The sequence below is a fragment of the Paenibacillus sp. LjRoot153 genome, from assembly GCF_964253085.1.
GTDB lineage: Bacteria > Bacillota > Bacilli > Paenibacillales > NBRC-103111 > Paenibacillus_E.
The window spans coordinates 128,333-146,074 of sequence record NZ_CAXUQH020000001.1; the positions used below are offsets into that span (position 1 = coordinate 128,333).

Annotated in this window: 15 protein-coding genes; 10 read left to right on the forward strand and 5 right to left on the reverse strand. The window is 46.4% G+C overall.

The features are described 5' to 3' along the window. The first annotated feature begins 21 nt into the window (after window positions 1–21). Both ACSQ8P_RS00585 and argH read left to right on the forward strand, forming a co-directional pair. Window positions 22–1,260, forward strand: a complete 1,239-nt coding sequence (locus tag ACSQ8P_RS00585) for an argininosuccinate synthase (protein WP_436233450.1) — start codon at window positions 22–24, stop codon at window positions 1,258–1,260. Between the two features lie 153 nt (window positions 1,261–1,413). Further along, window positions 1,414–2,829, forward strand: coding sequence for an argininosuccinate lyase (gene argH, locus ACSQ8P_RS00590; RefSeq protein WP_436233451.1), 1,416 nt, complete (start codon window positions 1,414–1,416; stop codon window positions 2,827–2,829). Window positions 2,830–2,963: 134 nt separating this feature from the next. Here the strand turns inward: argH and ACSQ8P_RS00595 are convergent, their stop codons facing one another. After that, window positions 2,964–4,709 carry a methyl-accepting chemotaxis protein gene (locus tag ACSQ8P_RS00595; protein ID WP_436233452.1) on the reverse strand — a complete coding sequence of 582 codons (1,746 nt, stop codon included), beginning with the start codon at window positions 4,707–4,709 and terminating at the stop codon, window positions 2,964–2,966. Between the two features lie 198 nt (window positions 4,710–4,907). Between ACSQ8P_RS00595 and ACSQ8P_RS00600 the strand changes: the two genes are divergently transcribed. Genes ACSQ8P_RS00600 through ACSQ8P_RS00615 form a run of 4 tightly spaced genes read left to right on the forward strand, consistent with a single transcriptional unit; the run spans window position 4,908 to window position 8,629 of the window. Further along, on the forward strand, window positions 4,908–5,951 hold the full coding sequence (locus ACSQ8P_RS00600) for an HD-GYP domain-containing protein (protein WP_436233453.1): 1,044 nt from the start codon (window positions 4,908–4,910) through the stop codon (window positions 5,949–5,951). Window positions 5,952–5,970: 19 nt separating this feature from the next. Beyond that, a complete protein-coding gene (locus ACSQ8P_RS00605) occupies window positions 5,971–6,516 on the forward strand; it encodes a heme NO-binding domain-containing protein (RefSeq protein WP_436233454.1) in 546 nt (181 codons plus the stop codon). Next, entirely contained in the window at window positions 6,517–8,274 is a 1,758-nt protein-coding gene (locus tag ACSQ8P_RS00610; protein ID WP_436233455.1) for a response regulator, read from the forward strand. It abuts the gene before it with no gap. Next, entirely contained in the window at window positions 8,267–8,629 is a 363-nt protein-coding gene (locus tag ACSQ8P_RS00615) for a response regulator (RefSeq protein WP_436233456.1), read from the forward strand. Before ACSQ8P_RS00610 ends, ACSQ8P_RS00615 begins: the two co-directional genes overlap by 8 nt. A gap of 106 nt (window positions 8,630–8,735) precedes the next feature. On the opposite strand, the gene ACSQ8P_RS00620 is transcribed toward ACSQ8P_RS00615, so the two are convergent. The 4 genes from ACSQ8P_RS00620 to ACSQ8P_RS00635 form a co-directional block, all read right to left on the reverse strand. Further along, window positions 8,736–9,368, reverse strand: coding sequence for a DUF975 family protein (locus tag ACSQ8P_RS00620; RefSeq protein ID WP_436233457.1), 633 nt, complete (start codon window positions 9,366–9,368; stop codon window positions 8,736–8,738). A gap of 221 nt (window positions 9,369–9,589) precedes the next feature. Then, window positions 9,590–10,480, reverse strand: coding sequence for a DUF4097 family beta strand repeat-containing protein (locus ACSQ8P_RS00625; protein WP_436233458.1), 891 nt, complete (start codon window positions 10,478–10,480; stop codon window positions 9,590–9,592). Between the two features lie 3 nt (window positions 10,481–10,483). Further along, window positions 10,484–11,257 (reverse strand): HAAS signaling domain-containing protein, encoded by a 774-nt coding sequence (locus ACSQ8P_RS00630; protein WP_436233459.1) that lies wholly within the window; start codon window positions 11,255–11,257, stop codon window positions 10,484–10,486. Window positions 11,258–11,371: 114 nt separating this feature from the next. Continuing rightward, a complete protein-coding gene (locus tag ACSQ8P_RS00635) occupies window positions 11,372–12,805 on the reverse strand; it encodes a VanW family protein (protein ID WP_436233460.1) in 1,434 nt (477 codons plus the stop codon). Between the two features lie 217 nt (window positions 12,806–13,022). Between ACSQ8P_RS00635 and ftsE the strand changes: the two genes are divergently transcribed. The 4 genes from ftsE to ACSQ8P_RS00655 all read left to right on the forward strand — a co-directional run bounded on the left by ftsE (window position 13,023) and on the right by ACSQ8P_RS00655 (window position 17,663). Next, complete coding sequence (ftsE, locus tag ACSQ8P_RS00640) at window positions 13,023–13,709, forward strand: cell division ATP-binding protein FtsE (RefSeq protein ID WP_056611468.1); 687 nt, start codon at window positions 13,023–13,025, stop codon at window positions 13,707–13,709. Next, window positions 13,699–14,616 (forward strand): permease-like cell division protein FtsX, encoded by a 918-nt coding sequence (gene ftsX / locus ACSQ8P_RS00645; protein WP_436233461.1) that lies wholly within the window; start codon window positions 13,699–13,701, stop codon window positions 14,614–14,616. Before ftsE ends, ftsX begins: the two co-directional genes overlap by 11 nt. Window positions 14,617–14,914: 298 nt before the next feature. Beyond that, window positions 14,915–16,108 (forward strand): murein hydrolase activator EnvC family protein, encoded by a 1,194-nt coding sequence (locus tag ACSQ8P_RS00650; RefSeq protein WP_436233462.1) that lies wholly within the window; start codon window positions 14,915–14,917, stop codon window positions 16,106–16,108. 91 nt (window positions 16,109–16,199) lie between these two features. Next, a complete protein-coding gene (locus tag ACSQ8P_RS00655; RefSeq protein ID WP_436233463.1) occupies window positions 16,200–17,663 on the forward strand; it encodes a S41 family peptidase in 1,464 nt (487 codons plus the stop codon). Window positions 17,664–17,742: the final 79 nt, after the last annotated feature.

Genomic DNA, 17,742 nt, shown 5'->3' on the forward strand with positions numbered 1-17,742 from the left:
GAAACGGAGCGAAGAGTAGACATGGCTAAGGAAAAAATCGTACTCGCGTATTCAGGCGGGTTGGATACATCAGTTATCCTCAAATGGTTAAAAGAAACGTACGACGCAGAAATCATTGCATTCACAGCGGATATCGGTCAAAAGGATGAGCTTGACGGCCTGGAAGAAAAAGCACTAGCAACGGGTGCATCCAAAATCTACATCGACGATCTACGCGACGAGTTCGCGAAAGATTTCATCAACCCGATGTTCCAAGCGGCGGCTCTTTACGAAGGGCAATACTTGCTGGGCACGAGCATTGCGCGTCCTTTGATCGCTAAGCGTATGGTTGAGATTGCACGTGCCGAAGGCGCAACAGCGATTGCTCACGGCGCTACTGGCAAAGGAAATGACCAAGTACGCTTCGAGCTTACAGCAGCAGCGCTTGCCCCTGAGCTGTCCGTGATCGCTCCTTGGCGTTTGGAAGAATTCCGCGAGCAGTTCCCAGGTCGCGCAGAGATGATCGCTTACGCGGAGAAGCACAACATTCCAGTAACAGCATCCGCAGCGAAGCCATATTCGACAGACCGCAACTTGCTGCACATCTCCTTCGAGAGCGGCATGTTGGAAGACCCTTGGTTCGATGCAGCCGCTGATGACAACAAAGGCATGTACGTGCTTAGTGTTGCGCCAGAAGATGCACCAGACCAAGCGGAGTACATCGAGCTTGAGTTTGCTGCTGGCGATTGCGTAGCTATTAACGGAGCGAAGCTTTCCCCACTTCAAGTGATGGAAACGTTGAACGAAATCGGCGGCAAACACGGTATTGGCCGTGTGGACATGGTGGAGAACCGTTTCGTCGGCATGAAGAGTCGTGGCGTATACGAGACTCCAGGCGGTACGATTCTTTTCACCGCTCACCGTAAAATGGAATCCCTCACGATGGACCGCGATGTTATGCACCTTCGTGATTCTTTGATCTCGAAATATGCATCCCTTGTATACAACGGCTTCTGGTTCGCACCTGAGCGTTTGGCGATTCAAGCGCTTGTGTCCGAGAGCCAAAAGAACGTATCCGGTACAGTTCGTTTGAAACTGTACAAAGGTAACGTAATTGGTGCTGGCGTGAAAAGCCCAGTATCCCTATACAACCCAGATATCGCAACAATGGAAGCAGATCCAACGAAAGCTTACGATCAAGGCGATGCAACAGGCTTTATCCGCTTGAATGCACTGCGCTTGAAAGTAGGTTCCGGCGTGGAACAAAACGCGAAGAAGTAACTGCTTGACAACCATTACATCGAATAAATGATGTTGGTTGTCAATTCTATAGCTGCTCAGCCGTGGGCTTTCCCTTTGTGGAAAGCCTTTGGGTTGTCCATAAGGTTGTCCCATAAGGGTTTCTAGGAGTTAATACGAGAGGGGTCATGCACGGTGTCTAAGCTTTGGGGTGGACGTTTCACGAAACAAACCGACCAATTGGTCGAAGAATATACAGCATCCATTACTTTCGACAAAGAGCTTGCCGAGGAAGATATTGAAGGCAGCTTGGCGCACGTGACGATGCTGGGCAAATGCGGGATTCTTCCTGCTGACGATGTGGAGAAAATCAAAGACGGCTTGCTGCAAGTACAAGGCATGATTCGTCGTGGCGAGCTGGAATACACGATTCAGAATGAAGATATTCATATGAATATCGAGAAAACCTTGATCGACCTAATCGGTCCTGTCGGCGGCAAGCTGCACACGGGCCGTAGCCGCAACGATCAGGTGGCGACGGACATGCATCTCTACCTGCGCAAGCGCGTGGTGGAGTTCGTTGGCTTGCTGATCAAGCTGCAGGAAGCTTTGCTTGAGAAAGCGAAGGCTAATCTCGATACGATTATCCCTGGGTATACGCATCTGCAGCGTGCGCAGCCGATCTTGTTCGCGCACCATCTGATGGCCTACGTCAGCATGTTCCAGCGTGACCTTGAGCGCTTGCAGGACAGCTACAAGCGCGTAGACATGCTCCCGCTCGGCGCTGGCGCGCTCGCGGGCACGACTTTCCCGATCGACCGCCATTTTGTGGCGGAGCAGCTCGGGTTCGGACGCGTGTACGAGAACTCCTTGGATGCGGTCAGCGACCGCGATTTCATCCTGGAGTTCCTCTCTAACGCGTCCATGATCATGATGCACCTTTCTCGCTTCAGCGAGGAAATGGTGCTCTGGTCTTCGACCGAGTTCGCGTTCATCGAACTCGACGATGCATTCTGCACCGGCAGCTCGATCATGCCGCAGAAGAAGAACCCGGACGTAGCGGAGCTTGTCCGTGGCAAAACGGGTCGCGTCTATGGCAATTTGTTCGGTCTGATGACCGTACTCAAGTCGCTGCCGCTGGCGTACAACAAGGACATGCAGGAAGACAAAGAAGGCATGTTTGATACGGTTCGCACCCTCCAAGGTGCGCTGCAATTGTTTGCACCGATGGTGTCGACGATGAAAGTGAACACGGAGCGTATGCGCCAAGCCGTGAACCAAGACTTCTCGAATGCAACCGACATTGCGGATTACCTGGTGAACAAAGGTCTTCCGTTCCGTCAAGCGCACGAAGTCATCGGCAAAACCGTTTTGTACTGCATCCAGAACAAAAAATATTTACTCGATATGAGCATCGAGGAGTTCAAAACCTTCTCCACGCTGTTCGAATCCGATATTTATGCTGTGCTTCAACCTGAGCAAGTCGTGAATGCTCGTAATGTCTACGGTGGTACAGCGAGCAATCAAGTGAGCGAGGCGATTGGTCGCGCAGAGCAAGTGCTGGCGGAATCGCAGGCATGGTTGCATGACTTTTTAGAGAAAAGTAAATAAGACTATTTTCAAATAGGCACGTAAAAAAGCTCTTCCCGTCATCAATATGGTAATATCCTTGTCTATTTAAAAGGGATATTACCATGTGGATGAAGGAGAAGAGCTTTTTACTTTATATTTTTCACGTTATCGCCCTATACCTTAAATTGTTGAATAACATCCTGCAGCTGAGCTGACATGTCATTTAAGTTTTTAACAGAGGCTGAGATGCCATCGATGCTAGATAGCTGCGTTTCGGTCAAAGCGGATATGGTTTGTGCCGTACCTGCTGATTGGTTGGCGGAATTCTCCATTTCGGATAAGGATAACATGATCTGTTGAGAGGTAGCTGACATGCGTTCGGCTTCTGAGGACGCTTGCTGTGCCTGCCCTAGCACCTGCTTAACAGCGCTGTGAATTCGTTCAAAAGCGAACCCAGTTTCCTTCAACGTCCCTACACTGGATGAGATTTCTTGGTCACCTTTATGCATGGTTTCTACGGCTCCGAGGATGTCACCTTGGATACCAACGATCAACTCTGTAACCTGCTCCGAGGACATCTTGGAGCGCTCTGCAAGCTTCTTAACTTCCCCGGCGACTACGGCAAACCCCTTGCCATGTTCCCCAGCGCGTGCGGCTTCAATCGAAGCATTCAAGGCTAATAGGTTCGTTTGTGACGAGATGTCGGAGATGATCGAAACGATTTCACCAATCTGTTGGGAGCGATCACGCAGCAAGTCGATGATGCTAGACAGGTTGTCCATGGTCGAGCTAACGACCTGCATCTGCTCATTCGTTTGCTGAATATAGGCATTCCCCTTTTCCGCTTCCAATACCGTGTTTTCTGATAAATCGAAGGCAATAGAAGAGCTGGATGCGACCTGCTGAATGCTGTCGGACAATTCTTTCATAGCGGAGGAGCTTTCTACGACACTAAGCGCATGAGTGTTTGTACTAGCTGCAACACCATGCATCACAGAAGAAATGTGATTTGCTGCTTGAGCCATTTGATCCAGAGAATGCGAGACTTGCTTAGATTCCTCATTTAGGGCACCTGAGCTCGAACTCGCTTGGGAAACAAGCTGCCTAATATAGGCTTTCATTTGATTGAATGAACCTGCCAGCTTGCCGATTTCATCACGATTAAGCACGTTCAAATCGGATATCGATAAATTGCCTGTCGCAATCTGACTGGCTTGACGTTCTACTCGGACGAGAGGCTTAGCGATATGTCTAGCGAAGAGGATGAGGACCAGCATACCGACCAGCAAACAAATGACAAGAGTGATTATAATCGTATTCAACATGTCCGTTTGTCCAGCGTTATAATCTTGTAAATAGGAGCCGGCTGCCACAACCCATCCCCACAGAGGATCTTTCTCCGCGTAGGTAATTTTCATAGCTTCTTTCGTGGAACCGCCGGGCAGTGGCCACATATAGGTCGTGAATCCACCGTTATTTTCTGCTTTTTGAATCATTTCTTGGATGAAAAGTTGACCATCATTCGATTTCTTATCCCAAATGTTTTGGCCCTCCAATGAGGGATGTGCAAGTTCGGTTCCCTTGTTATCAAGGACAAAGAAATACCCATTTTTGCCTAAATCAATCTTCGGATTGATCGGTCTTTTTCCTTCGCTTTTGGGACCAAGCATCCATATTTTCACTTTTTCTTGCGCTTCTTCCTTGGTAATACTCCCCGATTTAACAGAATCATCGAAGGATTGAATCAGTTGGATGGACATTTGCACGGCATTCCTTAAGTCTTTTTCAATCAAGGCATTCGTGACGTTGGAAGATACATAGTAGCTGATACTGCCGAGGATGAGAATAGGGATAAGTAGTAAAAGCAGCGATGTTGTCACAATCTTCATCTGAATAGTCATTTGAAAATTTTTTAACATATGGTTAATTTACCTACTTTCTGTATTATTTTGTATATATTCTTGCTAGTCGTTGTAATCCCTCTATTTCGACAAAATTTTTACAATTCGAGCCATGTCAGCTTTTATTTCGACATTTCAAAGTCACATAGCATGATATGTATGGTAAAATATGCATTATAATTAGATCTGCAAGCAAGGATGGAATGAGGTGCATAGATGGACAAAATTTGGATGCAAGGCGCTCGCTTTCTGATTATCGACGATCAGGCTTACAATGTCAGTCTGTTAGAGCGAATACTGAGTCGTGCAGGTTTTTCCAATTTACACTCTACAACGGATCCCAGACAGATAGAAGCCCTCTTTGAAGAGATTAAGCCCGACATTATTTTATTGGATCTACATATGCCTGACGTGGATGGATTCGCAGCTTTGAAGCTGCTCCGGGAACGGGTGGAGGAGGGTCATTTTCTGCCGATCTTAGTGCTTACTGCAGATGTGACGCAGGAGGCTAAGAAGGAAGCCCTGCACTTGGGCGCTCACGATTTCATTACGAAGCCATTAGATAAAACAGAAGTCGTATTACGGATCAATAACTTATTGAAAACACGATTTTATCATTTACAGCTGCAAGATCAGAATCAGTTATTAGAGCTGCGCGTACAAGAACGGACCGTTAAACTAGAGCAGGCGAAGCTGGAAATCCTGCAATTGCTTGGACGAACTTCGGAATTCCGTGATGATCAGACGGGACAGCATACGCAGCGAGTGGGTCAAATGGCGAAGGAGATAGCTTCCTCGCTCGGTTTATCAGAGCACGAAGCTTTGCTGATTGAGCGAGCAACACCTTTACATGATCTCGGGAAGTTAGGCATACCGGATGATATTTTATTGAAACCAGGAAGATTCAGCCCAGAAGAATTCGAGCAGATGAAAACGCATACGACGATTGGTGCAAGTATTCTCGAGGGAAGTCAATTCCCGGATTTGCAGTTAGCCCATACGATTGCCTTGACGCACCATGAGAAATGGGACGGTACCGGGTATCCGAACGGATTAAGGGGAGAAGCGATTCCGCTTGCAGGGCGCATTGTGGCACTTGCCGACTTTTATGATGCCCTGACGCACGAACGCCCCTATAAACGAGCATGGTCCACCGAGGAAGCTTTGACGGAGATTCAGAAGCAGCGCGGCTTTCATTTTGATCCCAAAGTGGTGGATGCCTTCATGCACATCGTACGTAAAGAGAGTTATTCTAATTAGTAAATGGGAGCGTGTTACGATGAAAGGCATGGTTTTTACTTCTTTTCTCGAAATGGTCGAAAATAAATTCTCTTTAAGTATCGTGGATCAAATTATTGAAGGCTCGGATTTACCTTCGGGTGGCAGCTACACCTCTGTGGGCACTTATGATCATAATGAAATGATTCAGCTTATCGTGCAGTTGAGCCAGCGGACAAGCATTCCCGTTACCGACTTGATTATTACCTTCGGTGAATATTTGTTTACCCAGCTCACCGAACTGCACCCGCAATTTCTTCAAGAAAACAGCACGGTATTCAGCTTTTTGCAAAAGGTGGACAGCTACATTCACGTTGAAGTCCGTAAGCTCTATCCAGGCGCTGAGCTGCCTGCTTTCGAATATGACACGTCGGTAGAAGGGACGCTGATCATGACTTACCGATCCTCGCGACCGTTTGCGGATTTAGCACAAGGGCTGATTAATGGGTGCATTCAGCACTATGGTGAGGCGATTGACATGATACGCGAGAACTTGGAGGAAGGAACCGCGGCACGTTTTATTTTGTCGAAAGCGGAAGTGAAATAAATGCAGGACATTTCAGAAGTTGATGTACTTCGAAGGCAGCTAGAACGGGAGAAGAAAGCGCGGAAGGCAGCCGAACAGATCGCCGAGCAGAAGACTCGGGAGATTTATTGCGTAAATCAAGAACTGATGCAGTTAAATGATCAACTGGAGGAATTGGTGAAGGAGCGTACGGCGGAGCTTTCCAAAGCACGTGACGAAGCGATTGAAGCCAATCAGATCAAAAGTCAGTTCCTCGCGAATATGAGCCATGAGCTGCGTACTCCGCTGAATGCGATCATTGGCTATAGTGAGATGCTCAAAGAAGATGCCGAAGACATGAATGAACCCGCATTTGCAGACGACTTGGGCAAAATCCACAACGCTGGTAAGCATCTACTGACGCTCATCAATGATATTCTGGATCTCTCCAAGATTGAAGCGGGTAAAATGGATCTTTATCTAGAGGTCTGTGATATACCGACTTTGATTCGCAATGTGCTGACGACTGTCAATCCGCTTATAGAGGCAGGCGGCAACCGTTTGGAGGTCGTTTTCCCTCAAGGAGAAATACGAACAGACGTCACGAAGCTGATGCAGGTTCTCTTCAATTTGTTGAGCAATGCCGGCAAGTTTACGAAGGATGGCACGATCCAGCTAACCGCTGGTTACGAGATGGTCAATCGGCAGTCTGGCATTAGTTTTAGTATTCAAGATACCGGGATCGGGATGACAGCGGAGCAGATGACGCATTTATTTCAAGCGTTTAAACAGGCTGATTCCTCGACAACTAGGAAATACGGAGGTACGGGACTCGGACTCGCCATCTCTCAGAAGCTGTGCCAAATGATGGGCGGTCATATCACCGTCGATAGTGTGTACGGTCAAGGTACAACCTTTACCGCTTGGTTGCCGTTGCAGGAGAATCATGTGAGCGGAAGCAATGACCAGGTCATGGAGAGCAGTTCGCAAGACATTCAGGAAAACCGCATCGTGCTGGTCATTGACGATGACCCAGCTGTGCTGCAGCTGATGCAGCGTTTTCTAAGCAAAGAAGGCTGTACCGTTGCATTGGCCCAAAATGGAGAGGAAGGCATTCGACTCGCTAGAGAGCTGCGTCCTACCTTGATTTCCCTGGATGTACTTATGCCGGGCATGGATGGTTGGACCGTGCTGACGACGCTCAAAAACGACCCGGAGTTATCTGGTATCCCCGTTATCATGATGTCGATAACCGAGGACAAGAATATGGGCTATGCGCTTGGCGCGGCAGAGTTTCTGACCAAACCAGTTTACATCGATAAATTAATTTCCGTGCTGGATAAGCATATCCCTGAGCGTCAAACCAACGCTGTACTTGTCATCGAGGATGATGTGACAACAAGCCATATGATGACGCAAATGTTGGAAAGGGAAGGCTTTAGGGTCTCGAAAGCGAAGGATGGCCGCGCGGCTTTGAACATGATGTCACAAGCACTTCCTCAATTGATTCTGCTCGATTTAATGATGCCGGGCATGGATGGCTTCGAGTTCGTTACGGAGCTGCGCAAACGTGAGGAATGGCAATGGATTCCGATTGTCGTTGTTACGGCGAAGGATATTGCTTCCGAGGATCGGATGCGACTAAATGGCTATGTGAAAAACATTATCCAAAAGGGAAGCTTTAAGCGCGAATCGCTGTTGCATGAAATCCGCAGCCTTATGGCAAGCGCGGTGAATGAGCATAGCAACGGAGATCAGGTTTATATTCGACGTAAAGAGGAAGCAGAAGACCATGTATAAAATTTTATTGGTGGAAGATAATGAAATGAATCGTGATATGCTGTCCCGTCGTTTAATCCGCAAAGGCTTTGAAGTCATTATGGCGACAGACGGACAGCAAGGCGTCGATGCAGCGAGGACAGAGGCACCAGCTCTTATTCTTATGGATATGAGTCTTCCTGTCCTGGATGGCTGGCAAGCGACGCGACTGCTCAAAACATCGCCGGAGACACAGGGAATTCCCGTTATCGCGCTAACTGCCCATGCCATGGCATCGGATCGGGAGATGGCCTTTGAGGCAGGCTGCGATGACTTCGATACGAAGCCAATTGATTGGAATCGGCTGCTGGAGAAGATTCAAACCTTTTTGAAATAGGTCACCGCTTGAAAAGGAATAACTCATTTATCGGAAAAAAAGCTCTTCCCGTCATCCATCGGATGCTCGAGAGGAGCTTTTTTGCTTAAGTGTGTTGTCTTACTTATTAGGAAAGTTTAACTAATCTGTCCGCATTCAGGATATCATAGAATACCGATCTTGCTGTATTATAATAAGCGCCAATCCATAATCCCCCGATAAATAGAGTAAATGGAACTAATAGTACCCAGCCTATAAAACTAAGTGCTAAACAAAAGTATTTCCACTTGTACCCTTTCATCATCTCCGTACTAATTCGAATGGCATTCGATGAAGATATTTCTGGATTGTCTAACTTAATGTATATCGCTTGCGAATATCGTAAGGAAGCAATGATACCCGGAATGATAAATAGAAGTGTCCAAGCCAATATTTTAAGTCCCATTAAAAAAGTTAACTTGAAAAATGGCCAGAATTTTTTAATTCCATATGAGAACGAGTCAGCGTACCCAAGCTTCTGTTGTCTAGCTAAATGGAGGAAGTAAGTTGATACTGTTGTTGATATGACAACGGAAAGAAGGAGTGATCCCAAAGTAATTATAATAGATAATAGGTAATTCTCATTTGTTTGAGTTGCATTACTGGCAATCGAAAGCGGGATCGTGATGAGGATTGTAATTAGATACAGCCCAACTGCAGCAAGCCAATTCCCCTTCAATGCTTTCCTTGCTTCTTCTCGAATCTCTCTGCTATTTTTCAATGTTGACCCTCTTCTCTTTTTGTCTCATACAGGTTTTTTAACTTTTGGATAAATATAGATATTATCTGTATATTTTTGTATATTCGGGGTATGTGACTTAATTCCTTCTTCTTCGACAAAATAATAATTATTCAAGCTATTGCCTTGTTAACGAGAAAAAAGCCGACTCCTTAGAATCGGCTTCCTGGAAAAACGATGTGTATCTGAAAAAAAGAGGAGGATTATCTACCTTTAACCTCAACATAGCCAGTATCCGTGCGAACGGTAACTTTTTTGCTGCCATTGCCGATAGAACCCTTAACTATATTATGTCTGGTCGGCTGTTGAACGTTCACACCTGGCACATCCAGCCTGGCAGTGCCCGTATCTGTGCTTAGATCAAAGGTTGTATCTGTAGTTGCGGAATCTAGCTGTATGCGAACTGTTCCAGTGTCTGATTCAGCGGTAACTGTATCACCAAGCTCACGAAGCTTCGCTGTGATGGTACCTGTATCGGTTTTGAGCTTCATATTGCCCTGCCCGTCATTGAGATGAATACTGCCTGTGTCTGTTTGCAGATTCAATGTTTTTCCTTCATAGCGGTCAACCGTAATAGTTCCGGTATCTGTACTAGCAGTTAGCTTCTCAGCTTTCACTTCCTTGAAGTTGATGCTGCCTGTATCTGTGCTGACGGTAATCGCCTTGTAAAGCTTGTCGGGCAAACGAACTTCTGTCTGTAAACGAAGGCGTTGACCGCTGAATAAGCTTTTGAATTCGGTGAGATCAAATCCGATATTAATGTGATTTTTTCTATTCGTACAGACGTCAACTCGCCACGTATTTGAACCTTCTGTCACGGCCTCGATTGTGCAGTTCTGAGCATTCTCGGATCGTGCAGCGCCGACTAAACGAACGCTGATTTCATCTGAATTGCTGGGAACGAAAGTCATGCCTGAGATATCATTTTCAATAATTAATGTATCGATATTAGCTGCTGCTATTTTCTTCTCGACATCTATGTTAGCGACACCTGTATCGAAGTCCAGGGACTGGAAAGATACGGCTGCTCCAATCAGGCCTATTGCCAGGCAGATAAAGCCAGTCACCAAGAAAAATTTCACTTTAAGTTGCATGGCTTAAACCCCCTTAATCAATTTGGCGTTGAATTGGATGTACGTCCAGCTAAGCTTGAAAAACTGCTTGAGCAGCCAAGTGCTAAGCGTTGTGATGATGATGCCTAAGCCAAAGCAGGCAAGAAGCGTAAAGGAAATGAATTGGAAGTCGCTGCCCGTTGTTCCTGCTAAGCTGGTAAGCACGCCGATAACAGGGGCGATGAGAAGAGCGAAACCGGCAGCGAACAACGCAATCAACGCAGAGCAAACCCCAAACCACGGACCTACAACGAAGACGAGATTAAAGAAACCGAGCATAATCGAAATAATGATCGCCTTGATCCCGCTATCCGGCTTTGCTGTCGGATAGGGAGACGGGTAAGGTGTATTATACATAGGTGGGTAATTCGGCTGAGGTGGCTGTGTATAGGCAGGCGGCACCCAGGCCTCAGGGGCTTGTACGGGAATCTTCGGTCCGATGGCCGGATCGGGCTGCTTTACATAACCTTCCAACTCCTCATTCGAATAAGGTATTTCCTCAGCTTGTGTCACCTCAGCATCAAAAGCATCTATGGAACGCTTGGCAACTTCCTCTTGAACAGGTGGTGTCTCTTTCTGTGCATCCCAATTTGGTACCCGCGGATAGCCGAGAGACTGTGAAACCTCATCTTCATGCTTGCCGTTTTCTACGGCTTTTTGAAATAATTCTTCATACACTTTTAATATATTTTGGCGCTCCTTCTCAGGAAGTCCGCGCAGGCGATAGTTTAATTCTTTGAAATAATCGACTTTGCTCATCGTTATGCCTCCTTCAATACTCTTTCTATAGTCTTAATCATAAAAGAAAAAAGTCATAATGACGTAGTAACTACAGTCACATGACCTTCATGATTTCATCACATTTATTGTGTATCATTGGACAGCGAGCGTACTCACGCCATCTTCCACCATTGGCTGCTTTGGCGCGGGCTCCTCTGTTTGGAGATCTTTACGGTTGGCCGCGACCACTGTGGGTACAGGTGAATACTGATCCTTCGAGATTAACTCTTTGCTCACGACGATGCCATTTTCTCGTTTGGTTCGATAGGTCTCAACCTTGTAACCGACCTTTCCCGTGCTGATTGGGCGTTCTAACCCTGGGCTCAAGCTCGGATTGTTCACATACTTGATCGGGGGTTGAATCGTTTCTATGATCTCGGACGCAATGTCATAGGTGATAGATGGCGTTTGATGCCCAAAAAGTTTCACGGTAACCGCTGAATCCGTCGTTAGGGTACGAATCCAGATGTAGCTATTTGTATTGTTGCGAAATTTGAAATTAATATAGCCGCTTGCGAATGTGGCATCTTGCCCAAGAGGGACGTAACTGACCGGGAGAGAGTGATTACGTCGTTCTACGATTTCAAGACCGCTGCGCAAGACGGCATTATAGAGCGTTGTGGATACCTGGCAAATGCCGCCGCCGATTCCTGGGACGAGACTCCCATTGAGAATAACAGGGGCTTCCTTGTAACCGAATTTGGCTTCTGTCTGAGCAATGATTTTACTGTAATCGAAAGTGTCTCCTGGTGCCATCAAGTAATCCTGAATGGACGTAGCGGTTGCCCGTATATTGTGAACCCGTCCTTCGCCTGATAGAGGGAACGAGGTCGTGAATTCGGAAATTTTGCCGTCGATACCTTGCATCTTCAAGGATGTCATTGTGACAGACGGACTCAGCTCGTACACGGGCAACGAGAGCCCTAGTGGTGCGGTATGCGTGAGAGTACCCAGGCTAGGGGCGATGCTCTGCAGCTCCTCTTGCAAGTGCGCGGTATCAATGCGCAGCACATTTTGCTCGGGTTCGTAAGCAATTTGATCTTGAGATTTGAGGATACGCTTGGCGGCAACAGGCTGTTTCGTATATAGCTCTTTCCAAGTTTCCTTGACGGTGGCCGTAAGCCCCGCGGGATCTACAGAGACATTCAAAGGGATACTCGCATTCCGCAGGGTCCAGCGGGCTTTGACACGCTTGAAGGGAGATTCGCTAGTTAATTGTTGTAGGGATTGTGTGAGGAGACTCTTATCATAACGAATGCCTAGTTGTCCAAGGGACAATTCTTTGGCCGGAATTTCAGGATAGGATGAATGCAAAAGGACAGGAAAAGCGGCTAGCCGCTTCAGGCGCTGCTCGGATTCAGACTGAAATGTCGCATAGGACATTCCGCCCACACGCCAGCCAGCAATCGTGACATTCCGAGGGAAGGTAGATTGAGACCCATATATGTAGAGTGCGGTGCCGCACGTGACGAACAAACCAAGAGCGACCGAGAAATAGAGGATGGGGTTTCTGAATGAGCGTGTCATGAAGAGCCACTCCTTTACATACGAATGTGATACGGCCTGTCTCTTTATATGTATCGATCTCGATGCCAATTTAGTACAGAATCCTGATTCGGCTAAAATATGTACAAACCATGGTATAATGACGGTATTCCCCATGAATTTCAAAGTGAATTTAGAAGGATTTTCACCATTTGTGTCGAATGGATATAGGCTATCTATATAATTAGGATGTGATATTGTGATCGAAATGCAGGACGTATGGAAAACATACGCCAACGGTACTCATGCATTAAGAGGTATTAATGTAAAAGTGGACCGCAATGAGTTCGTCTATGTGGTTGGACCTTCAGGCGCAGGTAAATCTACTTTCATGAAGTTGATGTATAGAGAAGAAAGACCAACGAAAGGTCAAATTTTCGTGAATGGTTTTAATTTAGAAAAACTAAAACAACGTAAAATTCCCTATGTACGTCGAAATATCGGCGTAATTTTCCAAGATTATCGCTTACTTCCGAAATTATCGATTTTTGAAAATATAGCTTTCGCCATGGAAGTTATTGAGGCACCTAAGAAGCAAATCAAGAAACGCACCATGGAAGTTCTTGAGCTCGTTAAGCTGAAGGACAAGGCAAACTCCCTTCCATCGCAGTTATCAGGGGGCGAACAGCAGCGTGTTGCTATTGCCCGGGCAATAATAAACAGCCCTTCCGTCATTATCGCCGATGAACCGACAGGAAATTTGGACCCTGAAACGTCATGGGGCATTATGAAATTGATGGAGGAAATTAATTTCCGCGGTACCACCATTGTCATGGCTACGCATAACAAAGAAATCGTGAATACGATGCGTAAGCGCGTGATTGCAATCGAGAATGGCCTTATTGCTCGCGATCAAATCCGGGGGGAATATGGCTATGAAGATTAGTACAGCTTCTCGACATCTGCGAGAAGGTACGAAAAATGTCGTGCGAAATGGTTGGATGACGTTCGCGTCGATTAGCTCCATCGCGATTTCCCTATTTATTCTTGGTATTTTCGTACTTATCACCTTAAATGTGAATGATGTTGCTACGCAAATTGAGCAACAAGTTGAGATCAACGTGTACCTGGAGGTCAATACCGCTCAGGATCAAATCACAGCACTCGAAACGCAAATTAAGGCGATCCCTGAAGTGAAAACGATTAAATTCGTTTCGAAGGAAGAGGGACTCGTCTACTTACGCGAAAAGTTAGGGGATAGCGGGAAAGCGCTCTTAGATGGCTTCGAGGGGGATAACAATCCGCTGAACGACGCGTTCACGATCGAAGTGGATGATCCGCGGAATGTGGCGGTTGTAGCTGACCAAATCTCAGCGCTTAACGTTGGCAAGGATCCTAAGCCTATTTACAAAGTGAACTACGGTAAAGGAACCGTGGAAGCGTTGTTTAAAGTGACGAAGATTGCACGTTGGATTGGCATTGGTATCGTTGTGCTGCTTTCCTTTACAGCGGTATTCCTGATTGCGAATACGATCAAAGTTACGATTTTGGCAAGAAAACGTGAGATTTCGATTATGAAGCTCGTGGGTGCGACGAACTCTTTTATTCGTTGGCCGTTTTTCATCGAAGGTGCGTTGCTCGGTATGATTGGTTCTGCAATCCCTACCGCCATTATTCTTGCTGGCTATTGGAAATTGCTGAATTTAAGCTCCTTGAATTTGAATTTACTGATGATTAAATTAACACCATTTGAAGATATTGCACCAACGATGACTGTACTTTTAATTGGCTTAGGGATTGTGATTGGGGTATGGGGTTCCCTCATCTCCGTCCGCAAATTCCTTCGCGTATAGTGGAGGCTAAAAAAGCCCGCTTTGATAACGTAGTATTCCATGAAGCAAACTCGGCATCGAATCTTGAATGAAAATGGGGCAGTGCGGTACTCATGTAGCTTGCTACACTCCGTTCCACCTGCCCTCATTTTCGTCCAACCTTCTCGGTTCTGAAAGCGGGCTTTTTTAGCTTTTATTTTTATTTTTTTATTTTCAAAGATTCATAGATTCCTAGAAGTATAGATTCCTAGAGACAGAACGTAAGAGATTCAAACCATACATGGGGCATCAATCGCTTGAAAATGGGGAGGCTACGTGCTTGAAGAAGAAGATTTTACCTGTCATTTTGACGTTAGGTATGGCGATATCGCTTACTATACCTCATGCAGCTAGCTATGCCGCTTCGGCAACGGACAAGATTGACCAGCAGTTGACGCAGCTTAAAAAGCAGAAGGCGGAAGCGCAGCAGAAGGCCAATAGCGCCCAAAGTCAAATCACGAAAGTTCAGTCTGAGAAAGAACAGACAACGAAGGATATGAATGCCCTTGTCAGCCAAGTGAATGAGGCGAGTAAGAAGCTAACGCAGCTCAATGAACAAATTGATCAAGTGTCGAACGCCCTGGAAGCGAGCGCTAAGCAATTGGATGAAGCCGAGGCTCGTGTTGAGAGCCGCGATAATATGCTGAAATCCCGTGTTCGCTTGATGTATATGAACGGTTTCGTTTCCTATATGGACGTGGTGCTAAGCGCAACGAGCTTCTCGGATTTTTTGAATCGGGTCGAAGCGTTGAAATCTATTGTTAATCAAGATAAAGAAATACTAGAGTCGAATGTGAAAGATAAAGAAACCGTAATGCAGAAGAAGGCTGACACCGAGAAGCAGCTTGAGAATGTGAAGGGGCTTTATGCGGAAGCAGATGCGCTGAGAGATGATCTGCAAGCGAAAGAGAAGGCGAAGGAAGTAAAGATTGCTTCCCTCTCCAAGCAAGAGAGAGAGCTCGAGGAAATTTCGGAAGAAAGCGACAGAATGATCACGCAGCTGGCGAAGCAAGAGGCGGATTTGCAAGCGAAGAAGCGGGCAGCTGCCAATGCGAAATCACCGTTTACTTATTCGGGTGGTAAGCTTGGATATCCTTTGGCTGTACAGGCGCCAATGACCTCTGATTTCATAGCGCGGATTAACCCCGTTACAGGGCGAGCAGAGAACCACAAAGGTATTGACTTAGGTACGGCGAAAGGTACGCCAATCCTTGCTGCGGAGAATGGTTCTGTTATTTATGCTTCGTGGATGAACGGTTACGGGAATTGTGTCATCGTGGATCACGGGAATGGACTGTGGACGTTATATGGTCATATTATGAACGATGGGATTTATGTGAAAGTAGGCGATGTCGTGAAGCGCGGCCAGAAAATTGCGGGCGTGGGCTCCACGGGACAGTCGACGGGTAATCACTTGCATTTTGAAGTTCGGAAAAATGAAGTCCCTACCGATCCTAAACCGTTCCTGAGATAGGACAACTTGGTTATAAAAGGGGTATGGCTTGTCATATACTACAAACAGGCCAACTCAAATTCGGTTTTAGGAAAAAGGTGGTGAATCGGTTTTGCAATTCAAAGGTCGTACGGTCATTGTATTTGTTCTGTTAGCGATGTTTGCAAGTAGTGTTGTCACATTAACGATTGTAGATCCCTCCTTTACTTGGGGGCGGAAGGAGCAATCAACAGGAGGTTCAGCAACCTCCGTATCTGCTTCGTCTGGTCTTTCGAGCAAGGATTTAAGCAAGATCGCAACAACGTTTCAGTTAATTGAAAGCAAGTATTTGAAACAGCCTGATCATGATCAATTGGTTAACGGAGCTATTAATGGGATGTTGGAATCATTAGAGGATCCTTTTTCCGTTTATATGGATCAGAAGGAAGCAAAGCAATTCGATGAGAGTATTACGTCTTCTTTCCAAGGCATCGGGGCTGAGGTATCGCTAGAGGATGGTAAATTCGTCATTGTATCACCGATTAAAGGTTCACCTGCCGAGAAAGCAGGCATTCAATCCAAAGATGTTGTCCTCTCCGTGAATGGCGACAAATTGGACGGGCTAACCTTGAATCAAGCCGTCATGAAAATCCGCGGACCGAAGGGCACGCAAGCTAAACTGGATTTACTCCGCCAAGGAACAGGAGATCCAGTTCAAGTCATCGTGGTTCGAGACAATATTGACGTTGAAACGGTCTACGGCGAAATGATGCAGGATCAGATTGGCAAAATTGAGATTCGCCAGTTCTCCTCGAACACGGCCGTTCGTTTTGCTGAAGAGTTGAAAAACTTAGAAGCCAAAGGGATGAAGGGACTGGTCATCGATGTTCGTAATGATCCAGGCGGTCTACTGAACGTCGTAGTCGATATCGTGAATCCGTTCGTGAAGAGTGGAGCTTCCATTCTCCAAGTGGAGAATCGAGACGGCAAACGTGAGCCAACACCTTCTACAGGTAAAGGTAAGAATTATCCAGTTACTGTGTTGATTAATAAAGGAAGTGCCAGCGCATCGGAAATCCTTGCAGGTGCATTCCAAGAAGCAGTAGGCAGTAAGATTGTTGGTGAAACGTCCTACGGTAAAGGAACGGTCCAAGTGACGTTCGAGAAAGAAATGGGCGATGGCAGCAACATTAAGATGACAGTCTACAAATGGTTAACGCCAAATGGCAACTGGATCCACAAAAAGGGCATTACGCCGGATATCCCGATCGAGCAACCAGCCTATTTCAAAGCAGCACCGCTTACGAAGAAAGATGTGCTGAAACAAGACAGCAACAGCGATGATGTGAAGAATTTGCAGTTGATGCTTGCAGGTATTGGTTTCAATCCGGAACGAACAGATGGTTATTTCAACGATAAGACAGCTCTAGCGGTCAAAGCGTTCCAGCGGACGAATGATTTACCGGTGACAGGCGAGGTTGATACGGACACAGCTGCCAAAATCGAAAAAGCGATTTTAGCGCAAATTCGTGATCCGAAGAATGACTCGCAATTGAAGGCTGCCGTCTTTCAAATTCAGAAGCAGCTTGGGAAATAATGACCGTTAGTTAATGGAAATTGTACGGAGCGGCAGGAAATAAGCTTTAACAGTCGAAATAGTGTAGGAAGGTTGCTTA